Source organism: Nostoc sp. FACHB-190, assembly GCF_014696905.1.
In the GTDB taxonomy this organism is placed as follows: domain Bacteria; phylum Cyanobacteriota; class Cyanobacteriia; order Cyanobacteriales; family Nostocaceae; genus Nostoc_B.
On record NZ_JACJQW010000021.1, the window covers coordinates 1 to 18,190 of the forward strand.

14 protein-coding genes are annotated in these 18,190 nt (G+C 43.7%); 6 read left to right on the forward strand and 8 right to left on the reverse strand.

The window, feature by feature from the left end; translation table 11 throughout:
- Window positions 1–111: 111 nt before the first annotated feature.
- The 4 genes from H6G28_RS21125 to H6G28_RS21140 all read right to left on the reverse strand — a co-directional run bounded on the left by H6G28_RS21125 (window position 112) and on the right by H6G28_RS21140 (window position 3,681).
- Entirely contained in the window at window positions 112–888 is a 777-nt protein-coding gene (locus H6G28_RS21125) for an ABC transporter ATP-binding protein (RefSeq protein WP_190673839.1), read from the reverse strand.
- 70 nt (window positions 889–958) lie between these two features.
- Window positions 959–1,975: a FecCD family ABC transporter permease gene (locus H6G28_RS21130; RefSeq protein WP_190592774.1), complete on the reverse strand. Its 1,017-nt coding sequence runs from the start codon at window positions 1,973–1,975 to the stop codon at window positions 959–961.
- 314 nt (window positions 1,976–2,289) lie between these two features.
- Window positions 2,290–3,312, reverse strand: coding sequence for an NADPH-dependent curcumin/dihydrocurcumin reductase (gene curA, locus H6G28_RS21135; protein WP_190673868.1), 1,023 nt, complete (start codon window positions 3,310–3,312; stop codon window positions 2,290–2,292).
- Window positions 3,313–3,315: 3 nt separating this feature from the next.
- Window positions 3,316–3,681: a VOC family protein gene (locus H6G28_RS21140; RefSeq protein WP_190673870.1), complete on the reverse strand. Its 366-nt coding sequence runs from the start codon at window positions 3,679–3,681 to the stop codon at window positions 3,316–3,318.
- 172 nt (window positions 3,682–3,853) lie between these two features.
- Between H6G28_RS21140 and H6G28_RS21145 the strand changes: the two genes are divergently transcribed.
- The 6 genes from H6G28_RS21145 (at window position 3,854) to H6G28_RS21170 (ending at window position 11,176) form a co-directional block, all read left to right on the forward strand.
- On the forward strand, window positions 3,854–4,609 hold the full coding sequence (locus H6G28_RS21145; protein ID WP_190592771.1) for a dienelactone hydrolase family protein: 756 nt from the start codon (window positions 3,854–3,856) through the stop codon (window positions 4,607–4,609).
- A 321-nt stretch (window positions 4,610–4,930) separates the two neighbouring features.
- On the forward strand, window positions 4,931–6,067 hold the full coding sequence (gene ssuD, locus H6G28_RS21150; RefSeq protein ID WP_190673873.1) for an FMNH2-dependent alkanesulfonate monooxygenase: 1,137 nt from the start codon (window positions 4,931–4,933) through the stop codon (window positions 6,065–6,067).
- Between the two features lie 44 nt (window positions 6,068–6,111).
- Complete coding sequence (locus H6G28_RS21155; protein ID WP_190673876.1) at window positions 6,112–7,491, forward strand: LLM class flavin-dependent oxidoreductase; 1,380 nt, start codon at window positions 6,112–6,114, stop codon at window positions 7,489–7,491.
- A gap of 36 nt (window positions 7,492–7,527) precedes the next feature.
- Window positions 7,528–7,767: a hypothetical protein gene (locus H6G28_RS21160; RefSeq protein ID WP_190673879.1), complete on the forward strand. Its 240-nt coding sequence runs from the start codon at window positions 7,528–7,530 to the stop codon at window positions 7,765–7,767.
- Window positions 7,768–8,014: 247 nt separating this feature from the next.
- Window positions 8,015–8,476 (forward strand): hypothetical protein, encoded by a 462-nt coding sequence (locus H6G28_RS21165; protein ID WP_190673881.1) that lies wholly within the window; start codon window positions 8,015–8,017, stop codon window positions 8,474–8,476.
- 72 nt (window positions 8,477–8,548) lie between these two features.
- Window positions 8,549–11,176 carry a tetratricopeptide repeat protein gene (locus H6G28_RS21170; protein WP_190674045.1) on the forward strand — a complete coding sequence of 876 codons (2,628 nt, stop codon included), beginning with the start codon at window positions 8,549–8,551 and terminating at the stop codon, window positions 11,174–11,176.
- Between the two features lie 581 nt (window positions 11,177–11,757).
- Here the strand turns inward: H6G28_RS21170 and H6G28_RS21175 are convergent.
- The 4 genes from H6G28_RS21175 to H6G28_RS21190 form a co-directional block, all read right to left on the reverse strand.
- Window positions 11,758–12,135 (reverse strand): response regulator transcription factor, encoded by a 378-nt coding sequence (locus H6G28_RS21175; RefSeq protein WP_190592767.1) that lies wholly within the window; start codon window positions 12,133–12,135, stop codon window positions 11,758–11,760.
- A 339-nt stretch (window positions 12,136–12,474) separates the two neighbouring features.
- Window positions 12,475–15,846 carry a PAS domain S-box protein gene (locus tag H6G28_RS21180; protein ID WP_190673882.1) on the reverse strand — a complete coding sequence of 1,124 codons (3,372 nt, stop codon included), beginning with the start codon at window positions 15,844–15,846 and terminating at the stop codon, window positions 12,475–12,477.
- A 12-nt stretch (window positions 15,847–15,858) separates the two neighbouring features.
- Window positions 15,859–17,808, reverse strand: coding sequence for a sensor histidine kinase (locus tag H6G28_RS21185; RefSeq protein WP_190673884.1), 1,950 nt, complete (start codon window positions 17,806–17,808; stop codon window positions 15,859–15,861).
- Window positions 17,795–18,007 carry a hypothetical protein gene (locus H6G28_RS21190; protein ID WP_190592764.1) on the reverse strand — a complete coding sequence of 71 codons (213 nt, stop codon included), beginning with the start codon at window positions 18,005–18,007 and terminating at the stop codon, window positions 17,795–17,797. The genes H6G28_RS21185 and H6G28_RS21190 overlap by 14 nt, the downstream gene beginning before the upstream one ends.
- Window positions 18,008–18,190: the final 183 nt, after the last annotated feature.

Consider the following 18,190-nt stretch of genomic DNA (forward strand, 5'->3'; position numbering starts at 1 on the left):
CTGAAGAAAGTTAACAAGAAAAATGATGTGTAAGCTTCGGCAATACTTTTAAGCTTTCATCTTTAGCTATATATGGGTTGAGAGGTAACAAAAAACTTCTCGCCCATTTTTTTATACAGCAGAAATGGCACAAACTTGTAAACCAACTGGTGTTTGTATAATTACAGCGTCTACACCAAAAACTTGTGCGATCGCCTGGGGTGTTAACACTTCTTTCGGTGTACCAACTCCCCAAAGTTTTCCTTGTTTTAATAAGGCAATCCGAGAACTATAGCGTGCTGCTAAATTTAATTCATGTAACACTGTGACTATTGTTAATTCCTGTTGTTGATTTAAATCTTTTAACAATTCTAATAATTGCAGTTGATAATTTATATCTAAATAAGTAGTTGGTTCATCTAATAATAAAACTTTGGGTTCTTGCGCTAATGCTAAAGCTAAAAAGGCGCGTTGTCTTTCACCACCAGAAAGTTGTTCGACTGGGCGATCGCACTTATTTTCTAATTGGGTTTTTTGAATTGCTAAATCAACTTTTTGCCAATCTTGGGCTGTTAATTCCCATTGCCACCAAGGTTGATGCGGTGTGCGTCCTAAGCTGACTAATTGCCGCACATTCAATCCTACTGGGACAGTTTGTTGTTGTGGTAATAATGCCAATTTCTGCGCTACTACATTCGGCGGTTGAGAATGAATTGCTTTACCATCAAGTAAAACAATTCCTTTTTGGGGTGTCAAAATTCGACTTAATAATTTGAGTAATGTTGATTTACCAGAACCATTCGCACCAACTAAACTTAACCATTCTCCGGTTTGCAATGTGAGGTTAATATCTTGAACAATTGGTTCTGCGGTGTAACCACCAGTGAGATTTTGTAATTCTAGAGGCATTTTATATTAGGTGATAGGTTAGAGGTTAGAGGTTACAGATTTAACAGCTTGTCTATTCTGAATTCTGCTTTTACGATTTGCCTAATCCAGAAGAACGACGATATAGCAACCAAATAAATAAAGGTGAACCTAATAAAGCAGTCACAGAACCTACTGGTAATTCGACTGCACCTAGTCTAGAGAGTAAATCTGCAAAGGTGAGTAACCATGCACCCGCCAGTGCTGACAGTGGTAAAACAAAACGGTGGTCTGTACCCACTAGCAAGCGGACTCCATGCGGTACTATCAAACCCACAAAGCCAATCAAACCACTAATGCTAACTGCACCGGCGGCGAGTAAAGTTGCAACACCACCAATTAATAAACGCGATCGCGTTAATGATACTCCCAAACCCACAGCCAAATCATCACCCAAAGCCAGCACATTCACAGACCGCGCCAGCAACCATCCGCACAGCAGCGCCACCATAATATAAGGCCCTGCTGTCGTAATTTCTTTCCATCCCCTAGCATTCAAGCTACCCACCAACCAACTCAACGCCACTTGAATGCGACCATCTTCAGCAAGTAATAATAATGTACTCTGCACCGCACCCAATAAAGAACTGACCGCGACCCCTCCTAAAATCAGCCGTTCAATGGAAATTCCGGAACCAGCGCGACCCAAAAAAATCACTATGGCTGAGGTCAAAATTGCACCCAGCCACGCCGCAAAGGGAATAGCAATGGGGAAAAATTGCAAAGTGATCATCACAATCACAATCAATCCTGCACCTGCGGAAATCCCTAAAATAAAAGGGTCAGCTAGGCTATTGCGTAACATTCCTTGCAGTAGTGCGCCAGACATTCCCAAAGCTGCACCCACAATCATCGCAGCCACAATTCGCGGTAGCCGTAAATCCCAGATAATAGTTTGATTGGTGGGGTCGCCTTGATGCAGAATCGCCTCCCACAATTGCGAAAAACTCAAGGGGACTGCACCTTGAGACAGTGACAGCACTAGAGTCATGATTAGTGCTGTACTGATGAGTAACACAGCCCAGAATATGCGGTTTTTGGTAACAGCAGCTGATAAAGGAATTTTCATTAATAGACTTTAGGGACTTCCAATTAAAAAATATCCCATCATCTGGAGATAGGGAAGATGTGGGAGACAAGGGGGACAAGGTAGACAAGGTAGACAAGGTAGATAAGAGAGAAAAAGCTAGTGAATTAAGACTTACGCATAAAGGTTGTGTATTGAGAATATGTGTAAGGTTTTGAACTTCAAACTCTTGATTTTTTGTCCTATTACGTAAGCACTCAGAATGTTATTACCTAAATCCTCCACTATCTTCCTTGTCCCCCTCATCTCCCTTGTCTTCCTTGTCCTCCTCATCTCCCCTATCTCCCTCGTCCTCCCTAAATTACCGTTGGATCTTCACTAACTTTCACAACCAGCTTGCCAAAATTTTCACCCCGCAATAAGCCAATAAAAGCACGGGGCGCGTTTTCTAAACCAACTACCACATCTTCTTTATATTTCAGTTGACCAGATTTTAACCAACCAGCCACATCACTCACAAATTCATTGGTGCGATGTTGGTAGTCACGCACTAAAAAACCTTTGATTAACGCACGTTTGATTAACAAAGGTCTTAAGTTTGGCCCAGGAGGCGTGGATGTGGCGTTATATTCGGAAATCAAGCCGACTAAGGGAATCCGCGCCCCTAAGTTGATTTGCTGCAACACTGTTTCTAATATCACCCCAGCCGTATTGTCAAAATAAATGTCAATACCATTAGGCGCTGCGGCTTTTAATGCTGCATCAAGTTCTTGGGTTTTGCGATTAATCCCCACATCAAAGCCTAGTTCTTTGACTAGATAATCTCGCTTGTCATCACTGCCAACAATACCAATAACTCGACAGCCTTTGATTTTGGCAATTTGACCTGCAACTGCACCCACAGCCCCAGAAGCAGCAGAAATCACTACTGTTTCGCCTGCTTGGGGTTGACCAATATCTAACAGCGCCGCGTAAGCAGTTAGCCCAGGCATACCCAACACACCCAAACTATAAGATAAAGGTGCTTGGCTGGGATTAAGTTTCCGCAATGTTTCGCCTTTGGCTACTGCATAAGTTTGCCAACCATTACCACTCAGAACAAAATCCCCGGCTTGAAATTGCGGATGATTTGATTGAATGACTTGGCTAACTGTACCACCCACAATGACGGAGTTTAATTCCACATTGGCTGCATAAGACTCTCCCTCACTAATTAACCCACGCATATAAGGGTCTAGAGATAAATAAATTGTGCGGCTGAGAACTTCGCCTTCGCCGGGTTCCGAAATTGGCGCTTCGACTAAGGCAAAATCACTTGCTTTTGGTTCACCAACAGGGCGACTTTTGAGCAAGATTTGTTTGTTAATTAAATCAGACATGAGTTATTCCTTGGTAAATTCGGCAATTTCTATTCTGTTTCCACCAGGATCACGGATAAAAAAGCGATTAAATCCCGGAATTGGTGTTCCTGGCAGAATTTCCACATCATAGGCTTTTAAATGTTCGGCAAACCCATGCAAATCATTGACTCGAAAACAAACATGTCGTCTAGATGTTTGATTATGGGTGTTTTCTTCTGGACTTACATGAATTTCTGTATTCCCCAACAAATACCACCCTCCAGAATTACTGGCTTCAGGTGGGTTAATTTCGCTTAATCCCAAAACTTGACTGTAAAAAAACAGTATCGCCTCCTCAACTTCTCGCTGATAGGTTACTTGTATATGATGAACTGCCTCAAGTCGCATCTCCATTCTCCTGTTGATATAAATGTCACTGGGTTGAGAAAAAATACTTGCTATTCAACAATGTTTGTGGAATACTACTCTTAAAGTACGATAAATCGGTAAAGATTTAGTAGTATTTTTAGATAAACCATAAAAATCCTGTCCTCAAAGGAATTGTGGACTAATTCTTAAGATGACAAACCCAGGAATTCGGATTAATCGAGTTAAAGTCCCCAACGGAGATTTACAGATTGACGCTTATTTAGCGGAACCTGTCAAAGAAGGGAAATTTCCCGCCGTGATTGTGATTCAGGAAATCTTTGGAGTCAACATCCACATTCGGGAAGTTGCAGAAAGACTAGCGAATGAGGGGTATGTAGCGATCGCACCAGCATTGTTTCAACGAACTGCGCCTGGTTTTGATGCTGGTTATACCCCTGATGATATTCAGCGTGGACGCGCGGCCAAGGATCAGACAAAAGCCGAAGAGATACTGAGTGATATTCAAGCAGCGATCGCTTACTTGCGAACTCTACCAAATGTTAAAGGAGATGCGATCGGTTCTATTGGTTTCTGTTTTGGGGGTCATGTTGTTTATCTAGCAGCCACCTTACCAGATATCAAAGCCACAGCTTCCTTTTACGGTGGGGGAATTCCTAATTCTACGCCCGGTGGTGGAGAGCCGACAATTACCCGTACCTCAGAGATTAAAAACCCAATTTACGCCTTCTTTGGTACAGAAGATAAAGGTATTCCTTTAGAACAAACCGAACAAGTAGAAGCGGAATTACAAAAACACCGCATTCCCCATCATATTTTCCGCTATTCTGGTGCAGAACATGGCTTTTTCTGCAATCATCGCGCCAGCTATAATGCCGAAGCTGCGGCTGATGCTTGGAAGCAAGTTTTAGAACTATTTCAGAAAAATTTACAATTGCAGCCAGTTTAAACCTGAATTGCCTATTAAACATAACTCCTCCCTACCGCATAAATAACCTCTGCCATAAATTCACTGACTTGGTGATTGGTAATTAATTATTAGTTCCCAATTGCCAGTCTTTACTTGTGTAGATGTTTACCAATTTACGAACCCAAGAACGAAAAATAATTTTTGGGCAATTTATTAAGTCAGTGAAAACTGACTTCAATTTGTCGTGTCTAGCTTTTTTCCGAAACTTAAAAAAACAAACATTGATGTGAAAGCAGTAATGCTAACTACTGAACAATATGCCGCAATAACTCCGAAAACAATTAGCCAGAGATAGGATTTATGGAAATATTTTGGTATTTACCGACCCAAGGCGATGAACGATATTTAGGGACAAAAATTGGTAGACGACAAGCTAATTATCCTTATATGCAGCAAATTGCCCAAGCTGTGGATAAATTAGGCTACGGTGGGATGTTAATTGGGACGGGACAAAAGCAGGATACTTGGATTGTGGCTGCTTCTTTGATTCCAGTGACAGAACGCTTACGGTTTTTGGTGGCGTTTCGTCCAGCCATTATGTCACCTTCCCTTGCGGTGAGAATGGCGGCTACCTTTGACCAACTTTCTAACGGTCGGATTATTTTAAACGTGGTGACTGGTGGTGACTCTAAAGAATTAGCGAAAGATGGAGTTTTCTTAGACCATGACCAGCGTTATGAATTGACTGATGAATTTTTAACAATTTGGCGATCGCTTATGCAAGGTGATGACGTAACCTTCAAAGGTCGCCATCTGCAAGTTGAGGGTGCTAAATTACAATTCCCCCCAGTCCAAAAGCCTTACCCGACTTTATATTTTGGCGGTTCTTCTGATGCGGCTTTGCAAGTTGCAGCCAAACACATCGATGTTTATTTAACTTGGGGTGAACCACCAGCCCAAGTTGCCGAAAAAATTGCTAAAGTCCGCCAATTAGCAGCAGAACAAGGTAGAACAGTCCGTTTTGGCATTCGGATGCACGTTATCGTCCGGGAAACCACCCAAAAGGCTTGGGATGCAGCCAACGAACTAATCAAATATCTCGATGATGACACAATTGCATCTGCTCACAAACGCTTTGTCCAGTCAGAATCAGCAGGACAACGGCGGATGGCGCAGCTAAATAACGGTAGTCGCCAAAATTTAGAAATTAGCCCGAATTTATGGTCTGGTGTCGGGTTAGTCCGGGGTGGTGCAGGTACAGCCTTAGTCGGAGATCCAGACACAGTGGCCGCCAGAATACAGGAATATGCTGATTTGGGGATTGATACCTTTGTATTTTCCGGCTACCCCCACTTAGAAGAAGCTTATCGCGTCGCTGAGTTACTTTTCCCTCGCTTACCACTGCAAACTTCGCAAATCGCCATACCACAGCAGTTACCAACACCCTTTAACGAGTTTGTCACCAAGACAGATTTACTTAAACCCCAGCCTGTTTAGTTGCAGGCGATCGCATTTATGTTTCTACCATAAGGATAAAAGTAATGAGTACGCCAAAAAAACAAATAAAACTGGGTGCATTTTTATCCAGTAGTGGACATCACCTAGCCTCATGGCGGCACCCCAATGCACAAGCTGACGGTGGTTTGAACTTAAACCATTTTAAACGCCTTGCCCAGACCGCAGAACGGGGCAAATTTGATATGATTTTCTTTGCTGATGGAGTATCTGTGCGCGATCGCGGTCAAGGCACAGAAGTTTTAAGCCGGAATGGCAAACTCGTCCATTTTGAACCACTTACCCTACTTTCAGCCTTGTCTGTAGTCACAGAACGCATTGGGTTAACCGCGACAGTCTCCACCACCTATAACGAACCTTATCACCTCGCCCGGAAGTTTGCTTCTCTCGACTATCTTAGTGGTGGTCGTGCTGGTTGGAATCTTGTCACCTCCGCCACCGAATCAGAAGCATTGAACTTCAACCGCGAACAACACATGGAACATACTCTGCGTTATGAACGCGCCCGCGAGTTTGTCGATGTTGTCACTAAACTTTGGGACAGTTGGGAAGACAATGCTTTCTTGCAAGATAAAGAATCAGGTATTTACTTCGACCCAGATAAACTACACGTTCCCAACCACAAAGGCGAACATTTTGCGGTGCGCGGCCCGTTGAATGTCGCGCGTCCCATCCAAGGATATCCAGTCATTATTCAAGCGGGTTCCTCAGAAGATGGTAAAAATCTCGCCGCCCAAACCGCAGAAGTTATCTTCACTGCCCAACAAACCCTAGAAGAAGCCCAAGCCTTCTATACTGACGTGAAAGGCAGACTCGCCCAATATGGACGTTCCCCGGAACATCTGAAAATTATGCCCGGTGTATTCCCCGTCATTGGTAGAACTGAACAAGAAGCCAAGGATAAATTCGAGCAAATTCAAGAGTTAATTGATCCCGTGGTTGGCTTGAATTTGTTGGGAGGAATGATTGGTGGATTTGATTTATCAGCCTACCCATTAGATGGGCCATTACCAGAATTGCCAGAGACAAACGGTGGTAAAAGTCGTCAAAAACTGTTGACAGACCTCGCTCGCAGAGAAAATTTAACAATTCGACAACTGTATTTATCAATAGCTGGCGCACGCGGACATCGGCAAATTCTCGGCACACCAGAACAAATTGCTGACCAGCTAGAAGATTGGTTTATTCATGGTGGGGCTGATGGATTTAATATTATGCCGCCTTGGCTACCGGGAGGCTTAGATGAATTTGTAGATTTGGTCATCCCCGAATTGCAACGCCGGGGACTATTCCGCACTGAGTACGAAGGCTGGACACTGCGTGAACATCTTGAGTTACCTCGTCCAGTTAACCAGTTTAGTCAAACGCAAGTTAATTCTCAAACTGTAGCAGTTGCTTCTGTTTGATCAATCTCTTAATTTCTCAAGCAGAGGGGTATACAGATGTATGCCCCTCTATCTTTAATTAGATTACATTCTTTACGCAATGTGCGACTTGATCTCAAACCTAACCCCCAACCCCTTCCCTACAAGGGAAGGGGAGCAAGAATTAAAGCCTCTCTCCGTTGCGGCTACCGTGTACACACAAGTCTTGAAATCCTACCTAACGTTTGGTTTTGTCGTCTAGCTTTAGGTTGTGCGATCGCTCTAGAAAGCTTGTCATTGCGAGGAGAAACGACGTAGGCGTAAGACTTCCCGCAGGGTAGCAATCGCCAAAACTACGGGATTATGCGATTACTTCGCTCCGTTATCACTGCGCTCGTAATGACAATTTAAGGAGTCTATAACGCCTGAAACCCTTGCAGATACCACTTGTGTGTACACCGTAGCTCCGTTGCGGGGAGAGGTTTGGAGAGGGGTTTAAAAAATAAGTCGCACATCTGTTATGCTCAGGAAAATAAGTATAATCTCGGAATATTATTGTTAAGTTATGGAACCAGTAACCTTAACAGCCGTAGGAACTGCGATCGCTACTATAGTTTTAACTAAGGCTTTAGAAAAAACAGGCGAAAAGCTTGGGGAAGCGGCAATAGAAAAAAGTAACGAATTAATCGCCAAGCTACGCCAGAAAAATAAGCTGCCCTCGTCCTTAGCGAATACGCCAGAGGGAAAGGCAGAGGAAGCGTTAGATTATGGTAATGCTGTGTTGGAGTTGAAAGCCGCAGCCGATACAGATACCGAAATTGCTCAATCGGTGCGGGAAGTAGAAGCAACAATCAATCAAGATAAATCCCCCAAGGCTGAGGAAATTCAAAAATTAGCCGCAGAAATTCAAGCGCAGCCATCAATTGTTAATAACTTTGCCAAGTTAGCAGGAAGTATCCAAGCTGAAAAAGGGTCAATGGTTGCCCAACAAATCACAATTAATAATCCGCAAAACACATACAACTGACTACAGTCGCCCGCACAGGAACGGGTAAAGTCAAATCCTGAAATACCGCAAAATTTACCCCTGAGTGGAGTGGTGAAATTTGTCGGACGTGATGAAGAACTGCGAGAACTCCATCAACTATTGCAGGAAAATAAGCAAGTGCTGACTGAGCGTAGTCGTTGGCGCAGCCTCTCGCAGAGAAGTGTAGCCATTGCAGCTATTTTGGGAATGGGTGGACTGGGTAAAACAGAACTCGCCTTGCAATATGCCATGACTCAGCGCGAAAACTACAAAGGTGGACTGTGCTGGTTACAGGCGAAAGTTGAGGATTTTGGCGTTCAAGTTGTGCGGTTTGCCAGAACTCAGCTTGATTTAAAGCCACCAGAAGAATTTGATTTGCCTGAACAAGTACAATACTGCTGGCGGAATTGGCGTGAGGGTAATGTGCTGCTGGTGGTGGATGATGTTACAGACTACCAGCAAATCAGACCTTACCTACAGGGCGCATCTTCCAGATTTAAAGTGTTGATGACTACCCGCAAAAAGTTGGGTGCAGCCATCAAGCAATTATCTTTAGATGTATTACAACCAGATGCAGCGTTGGAGTTGTTATGGTCTTTGCTGGCAGAAACACCAGAGCGAATTGAGAGAGAATTAGATGTAGCAAAACAGTTGTGCGAATGGCTGGGGTATTTGCCTTTGGGTTTAGAGTTGGTGGGACGATATCTGGCGAAAAAACAAGATTTGTCCCTATCGAAAATGATGGGGCGATTAAAGGAAAAGCGACTAGAACAACCTGCAACTGTCAATCCAGAAGCAGATATGACAGCACAACGGGGAATAAAAGCCGCCTTTGAGTTGAGTTGGCAGGAATTAAACGACGCGGATTGTAGGGGCGGGATCTCCCCGCCCGTATTAGGCTGTGTACTCAGTTTATTTGCCGCCGCACCCATACCTTGGAACTTAGTGGAACAGTGTTTAACAGAGAAAGATGAGGATGAGTTAGAAGAAATTCGGGATGATAAGTTATTGAATCTGCATCTACTCCAGCGCAAAGGAGAGGGAATCTATCAACTACATCCCCTACTGCGGGAATTTTTCCAATCAGAGTTTAAAGGTTTAGAGCAAGCAGAGGAATTTAAGCGATCGTTTTGCGGGGTAATGGTAGCAGTTGCTAAACAAATTCCTGAGACTCCTACCCTTGAGGAAATTAACGCTGTTTCCCTTGCCATACCACACATAGCTGAAGTAGCAAACAATCTCATTCAATATGTCAGTGATGAAGATATGATTCGGCCTTTCGGCGGCTTGAGTCGCTTCTATGAAGGACAAGGGTTATATACCCAAGCCGAACCTTGGGATCAGCAGTGTTTATCAACAGCACAAAACCGCTTGGGAGACAATCATCCCTCAGTCGCCACCAGCCTTAACAACTTGGCATATCTCTACAATTCCCAAGGAAAGTACGACGAAGCCGAACCCCTGTATCTCCAAGCTTTAGCACTCAGACAACGCCTGCTAGGAGACAATCATCCCGATGTCGCCCAAAGCCTCCACAACTTGGCAGCACTCTACTATTCCCAAGGAAGGTATGAGCAAGTCGAACCCCTGTATCTCCAAGCTTTAGAACTCTCTAAACGCCTGCTGGGAGACAATCATCCCCATGTCGCCCACAGCCTCAACAACTTGGCTGCACTCTACGATTCCCAAGGACTTTACCAGCAAGCCGAACCCCTGTATCTCCAAGCTTTAGAACTCAGACAACGCCTGCTAGGAGACAATCATCCTGATGTCGCCACCAGCCTCCACAACTTGGCAGCACTCTACAAATTCCAAGGAAGGTATGAGCAAGTCGAACCCCTGTATCTCCAAGCTTTAGAACTCTATAAACGCCTGCTGGGAGACAATCATCCCCTTGTCGCCCACAGCCTCAACAACTTGGCATCACTCTACGATTCCCAAGGAAAGTACGACCAAGCCGAACCCCTGTCTCTCCAAGCTTTAGAACTCAGACAACGCCTGCTAGGAAACAATCATCCCGATGTCGCCATGAGTCTCAATAACTTGGCAAATCTCTACGAATCCCAAGGAAAGTACGACCAAGCCGAACCCCTGTATCTCCAAGCTTTAGAACTCAGACAACGCCTGCTGGGAGACAATCATCCCGATATCGCCACTAGCCTCAACAATTTGGCAAATCTCTACGCTGACCAAGGAAAGTACAACCAAGCCAAACCCCTGTATCTCCAAGCTTTAGAACTCTATAAACGCCTGCTGGGAGACAATCATCCCGATGTCGCCACCAGCCTCAACAACTTGGCTGGACTCTACAATTCCCAAGGAAAGTACGACGAAGCCGAACCCCTGTATCTCCAAGCTTTAGCACTCAGACAACGCCTGCTGGGAGAGAATCATCCCCATGTCGCACAAAGCCTCAACAATTTGGCAAATCTCTACAATTCCCAAGGAAAGTACGACGAAGCCGAACCCCTGTATCTCCAAGCTTTAGAACTCAGACAACGCCTGCTGGGAGACAATCATCCCCATGTCGCCATCAGCCTCAACAATTTGGCTAAACTCTACTATTCCCAAGGAAAGTACGACCAAGCCGAACCCCTGTATCTCCAAGCTTTGAATATTTGGGAGCGAAGTTTAGGAGCGAATCATCCTAATACTGTGACTGTGCGTAAAAATTTAGCAATTTTACGCGATCATCTCTAATGAGAACACGAAAATTTACCTTCCTAACCTCATCAATCAAGCTTTTATCTTCAAGTTTCCTGTTTTGAACTCAAAGTTTCATGTTCAGAACCCGAACTTTTGTGTTGCAAACGAGAATGTTCCTGTTTGCAACTAAAGTATTCTTGTTTCCAGTGAGAACGTTCTTGTTCTAAACGAGAATGTTTCTGTTTCAAACGAGAACTTTCCTGTTTCTAGTGAGAATGTTCCTGTTTCAAACGAGAATCTTCTAGTTCTGAGGTCGAATGATGGTGTTTTGAAGGTGTAGGGGCAATACCGTTCGGTTAAGATATCTCTTCGTTGAAGCAGCAGGGGAGCGGAGGAGCAGAGGGGCAGGGGAGAGGTTACTGTCAATTCTCCCTTGCACCCCTGCACCCTTGCTTACCTTGACGAGTAAGTTCCTTATCCGAACCGTATTGGGTGTAGGGGGAGCATCATCAAGTAAATTCACAGGCGATATGTGGGGTATGATGGGTTTGTTTTGAGAGTGGCGATCGCTTAAAACAAACACTATGAGCGATCGCTTGTGAGAATTGAGAGATATAGCGGTAGTCAGTTTTTATTCAAAATCCCAATACCTGCATTGATTTTTCTAGCACTTCTTTAGGGCGAAAAGGTTTAGTCAGATATAAATCAGCACCTACCTCTATACCTTTTTGTTTATCAAATTCTTGTCCTTTTGCTGTCAACATTACAATGTAGACATCATCCATTTTTAAGTCATGCTTAATTATCTGACAAACTTCTAAGCCACTCATTTTTGGCATCATCACATCAAGAAAAACGAGATTTGGTTTCTCTATTTTGATAGTTTCAAGTGCTTCTTCGCCGTTTCTCGCTGTTAAGATTTCAACACCTTCATCTTCTAAAGCTTCTAAAGCTTGTTCCAGTAAAATTACGATGTTAGGTTCATCATCAACAATCAAAATTTTTTGCGTCATAGAGTAATCCAATTTAATATTTGTAGAGGCTAGAGGCTAGAGGCTAGAGGCTAGGGACTAGGGATTAGAGATAAAAGATTATAAAAACCAGTTTTTAAGTGTAACAACACTAGTACAGGTCGGCGTAAATAAACAGACTATCTGGAATTGCTAAAAGGCTTGAGGTATCGTTATTCTTTCTTTTTCCTTTTGCCCTTCGGGTTCACCATTTGACGACAGTTGCCTCAAGTCGGGAGACCCGCCCACGGCACTGTCTCCTTTATGCCGGGAAACCCGTCCACCGCAATGGCTCACCTTTTTCCTTTTGCCTTGTTGTACTAGCCTCTAGCCCCTCTTAATTCAATGATCAGCCAACATGATAAAAAATACATTTTCTAAATCTTTTTCAAACCGTAGGGTTTTCACTAAGTCGGTTTCTGTGGAAAAGATGGAATCAATGATAATCATGTCAGGTTTAGCGGCTCGTGCTTTGTGCAGACATTCTTGGGGGTCGGAGGCTTCAATCACGCTGTATCCTTGAGTTTGCAGGACATCTGATAAGGTTTTTAAGGTTGAGGCATTTTTATCAACCACCAATACTTTTTTGCTGGAAGTTCCTTGAGAAAGTAGTGAACCAATTTCATTACGGAGTTGTTCTGTATTGATGGGCTTGGTGAGATAGCGGTCAATACCAATGTGGTAGCCACGCTCTTTATTTTCAATAATTGACAAAATGATGATGGGAATATCTGCCGTTTGCGGGTCATTTTTCAAGACGGCTGCGACATCAAAGCCGTTAATTTGTGGCATCATTACATCCAGAAGAATTAAATCGGGACGGGCAATTTTGATTTGATGAATTGCATCCATACCGTCTTTTGCTTCTCGCACTTTGTAGCCTTCGTTTTCTAATTGCTGCCGGAGTAATTCTCGAATATTGGTATCATCATCTACTACTAAAATGGTTTTGCGGTTTTCGTTGAATACGGCATTACTCGTAATAACGTGTTCTTTGAGTTGTTTGACGAGGGCTTCTAAATTAATTTGTCCATTGTTTTGGTCATCTTTAGTATAAATCGGAATCAAAAACGAGAAAGTGCTGCCTTTTCCTGGTTCACTTTCTACCCAAATTTTGCCGCCATGATGTTCAACAATTTGTTTGCAAATTGGTAATCCTAATCCTGTACCTTTGGGTTTGTCGGTGAGGGTGTCGCCAACTTGGCGGAATTTCTCAAAAACTTTTGGTTGGTCTTCCGGGGCAATACCAATACCTGTATCGATTACGCTAATGCAAACACCTTCGTGCTGTTGTTGGACGCGACAGGTAACAGTCCCAGTTTGAGTAAATTTCACAGCATTGGAAATTAAGTTAATCAGGACTTGCAATAAACGGTTGCGATCGCCCACAATTTGCGGTAAACCAGAATCAATCTCGCTGACTAGTTGCAAGTTATGGGTTTCAAACAAGGCGGCGGTGGCTGTAGTCGCCCAATCTAATAATTCACCAGGATCAAGGGGCTGCATGTGCCATTCCACCTTGCCGGCTTCCATTTTGGCAATGTCTAAAACATCGTTAATCAAGGATGTCAGCCGTTCTGCTTCTGAGACAATAATGTTGAGGTTGTCACCTACCCGCTTAATGGTTTTTTGCAGTTTGCGGTCTTCGCTAGTCAGCATCGGGAAGACATCGGTTTCGAGTTTTTCTTTGATAATCGAGGCAAACCCCAACACTGAAGTTAAAGGTGTCCGCAGTTCGTGGGAAACTGTAGAAATAAAATCGGTCTTCATTTTGTCCACTTCTTTTTCGGCGGTGATATCCCGAATTAGCAATGCAGAACCAAAACAAGTTGCAGGCTCGTTAGCTGTGGTTTGTTTAAAGATGGCGGTGGCGACGGCTTGACCAATGCGTTCTTTAGCCAGTGAAATTTCCGCCGCAAAGACTTCTTGGGGATGGGATTGAGTTTGTTCTATTAAATGTGCTAAACCTGCGATCGCTAGTTCTTGATAGTTGCCTTGGAGCATGTTGGCTGTCAATCCTTGCATAGCTAAAAAGGCAGGATTGAAATGGGTAATTTGCCCTGATATATCTACCACCAACAAACCATCTGCTAAGTTATCTAAAATCGCATTTAACCCTTGGGCTTCCGCTAGGGTATCTTGCAAGGCGGCTGTGCGTTCCGCAACTCTGGCTTCTAGTTCTTGATTAAGTTGGCGCAGCGCAATTTCGGCTTGTTTGCGGGCGGTAATATCTGTATTAATTTCTAATACTGCACAAGGTTCACCAGCTGCATCTCGTTGCAAAGTCCATCGACTCTGGACAGTAATAATTTTGTCATCGTGGGTAATATGTTGGACTTCTCCTTCCCAATGGCCTTGCTGTAATAACTCGGCGGTGATTTCGGCTTTGGGTTTGGGAAAAACTTTTTTGAGGAAGGTATAAATATATTGGTCTTTGACTTCCTCTCGCGTCCAATGGTAAAGCCTTTCGGCACCTTGATTCCAGTAGGCGACTTTATCACTCATATCCCGGATAATAATCGCATCACTGGAGTGATTCAGCATATCAAATAAACGCTGATTTTCTGCTTCTGCGAGTTTGCGATCGTGAATATCTGTGCAAGTGCCAATCCATTCCCGAATGCTACCATCTGCGGCGAAAACAGGAGCGCCACAAACGGAGAAATAGCGGTAAACTCCATCTTTCCCCCGCAGGCGATATTCAGTTTGGTAAATACTGCCGTTCGCTACGGCTGTATTCCAGGCGGCTTGGGATTGACTGCGGTCGTCAGGATGAATCGGATCAATCCAACCCCAACCTGCAACTTCTTGTTCTGTCTGACCTGTATAAGCAATCCAAGTGATCATTTCACTGCTAATCCCTAAACCTTCGGCTGTTGCGCCCCAAACAATTTGAGAAGTAGCGGCGACTAAAGAGCGATATTTTTCTTTTAATCTTTGATTTTCTGCTTCTGCGAGTTTGCGATCGTGAATATCTGTGCAAGTGCCAATCCACTCTTTGACGCTACCATCATCTTCAATGACAGGCGCACCCCAGACCCAAAAGTAGCGATAGTTGCCATCTTTACCACGAATGCGATATTCAATTTGATATTGGCTGAGGTTGGCAACAGCAATACCCCAAGCTTCTCCAGTGTAGCCGCGATCGTCGGGATGAACGGCATCAATCCAACCGCCGTTTTCGGCTTCTGCTAAAGTTTGCCCGGTGTAAGCTATCCAGTCGGTAAGTTCAAAGCAAATTCCCTCTGGTGAACTCACCCAGACAATTTGCGTATTAGCTTTAATCAAAGAACGGTATCGTGCTTCACTCTGTTTTAAGATTTTTGCAGATTCCTGATATGCTTTTTGAGTTTGTCTGAGGTCAGTAATATCTTCCACACTCGACCAAATCAACTTCTCTCCATCTTGTTCAACTATGGCCGCAGAGATTCTCACCGGCACTAAATGTCCATCTTTGTGGATGTATTCTTTCTCATAAGACCCGTGGCGACCAGTTTTTGCTAAGTTTTCGATAATGGCTTGCTCAGTGGCAATATAACTCTCAGGAGTGATCTGCCAATTGTTGAGGTGGAGAGTTTCTGAAACAGTGCGCCCCAAAATCTCAGCGTAGGCGGAGTTGGTATGAATTAAAGTCCCATCTGTGCGGTAGAGTACCAGACCAACGGGACATTTTTCCAAGAGATGACGGTTAAATTCGTCAAGTTGGCTAGACATATTGAGAGTTTCCTAATTGTGGGTAGGGGCGGGACAAGCAAACCAGGACAATAAGGTGGAGTAAAGCTTTAAGGCAATGGGATGACGTTGGAAAATTTGATAAATTTCACTGGCGGAAGTTGTACTGACATCTGGACTTTGCCGTGACAGTCGCCGGATGATTTGACTGTGGCGAATCAGCATTTCATGGGATTTGAGCATATTGTTTGGAGAGGAAATGAAACCTTCTGCTGGGGATATCTTGGTTTTTTGGACAACACTGTTCACGGCAAAATCTGTGATGTCTTGATACTTCTCAGCATGGGCTACCAAAGAATTAATCGGAATTTGAATCCAGAATTCTGTGCCTTGTCCGGGTTGAGAATGACACTGGAGAATTCCTTGGTGTCTCTCAACAATGACTTGGTAGCTGATGGCCATACCTAAGCCAGTGCCTTTACCAATTTCTTTGGTGGTGAAGAAGGGATCATAAATTCGTTGGATGATTTCTTCTTTCATCCCTGGGCCATTGTCAGCAATGCGAATCACAATCCACTGATGGTCTAGGGTTTGGGTGTGAATGGTGATTTGAGGTTGAGTTAATTGACTGTGGAAAATTGATTCTTCTAAAGCATCAATGGCATTTGCCAAGATGTTCATAAACACTTGATTTAACTGTCCGGGATAGCACTCAGTTGGGGGAAGTTGGGCATAGTTTTTGATCACTTGAATTTCTGGGCGATGGGAAGTCGCTTTCAGGCGATGGCGAAGAATCATCAGCGTCCCTTCTATACCGTCGTGGATGTTGACGGTTTTGATTTGGGCTTCGTCATGGCGGGAGAAGTTTTTCAGGGATTTGACAATTTCTACAATGCGATCGCTCCCTAGTTTCATAGAATCTAGTAGTTTGGGCAAATCCTCACTGATAAACTCCACATCGATATTTTCAACCTCTGATGCCAACTCAGCCGACACCACAGGAAAATTCTTCTGATACTCTTGTAATAAGTGCAGTAAGTCTTCTGCATACTCAGAAACACAGCGCAAGTTGCCACAAATAAAGTTAACCGGATTGTTGATTTCGTGGGCAACACCGGCTATTAGTTGTCCCAAACTGGACATTTTCTCACTTTGAATTAACTGGGTTTGCGCCAGTTGTAAATCTTGTAAAGCCTGCTGGAGTTTTTCTGTTTGGGCTTTGGCTTGGGCGGTTGCTTGGGTGCTTTGTTCATACAGCACGGCTTTTTCAATGGCGACTGCGGTTTGAGAAGCAAAAATACTCACCAATTTCAGATGTCCAGCTGTATATGCGTCGATTTGATTTGTCCCCAGAGCGATCGCACCTAGTATCCGTTCTTTGGCACGCAGGGGAACACAAATCAGCCCATGAATGTTTTTCTCATCTCCTAAGCGTGGATCAGTTTGCACATCATTAATCAGTTCTGCACGCCCAGATTGGATAATGTGACCAATAATGCCTGTGGTCGAGGGAATTAGACTCTGCTCAAATAAATTCCCAAATTGGGCAATTACTTCTAAAGTTGCGGCATCTTCACTCAGCAATAAAATCGTCCCCGCAGATGATTCAATTAATTGACTTATTTCCTGAAGCACGAGTTGGGCAATTTGTTTGGTATCTAAACTCGTTGTTAGTTGTGTCGATATATCTTGAAATAAATCAATTTCCTGATATCGCTCTAGTAATTCTTTCGCTAGTTCTTTTTTTTCGGCTTCTTGTTTGGCTAACAGCGACAGTAAGGCTGCAACTGTATGTATTTGTTCTGTCCCAACTACCCAACCAATGTTTTTTCCAGCAATCTCAATCGGATACCGGTTGTTTGTCGTTTGCGTACCAATACTGAGCAATGGTGTACCATCTAACAGTTCAATCTGAATAGCACTGTTGAGTTGATTGGCTAAGTTCTGAAGCAGGGATAATAATTCTTTTTTGTTCAGAATTTTTCTTAGGCTAATGATAGACATATCTCACCTCCTCTAAAGAACTTGGATATTTACCCGTGAGCCAACCAAGCAAGTGAGGAATTTTAGCCAATCCTGCTGCTAAGTTTTTGCTTTGTAGCAGTTGGATATTTCGTTCAAGGTGTACATTTTTGGGAAAAATCAAGCCTTGAATGTACAAGTTCTTGAGAATTGTCAGGCGATCGCGTGTAAATACTTCCATAAACTCTGGGAAAACAATGGGGAATTAGTCAGCACAGCGAATACCCGATCAACTAAAGTACGACCCCCAGCATCAATCTTCCTAGCAATGATCTAGTCAGTAATTTGCACCGTTGCATCAAAGTGACCATTGATATACTTAGGAAATTTCATCACCGTCTAGGGATCTCATCTTGCTCAATTA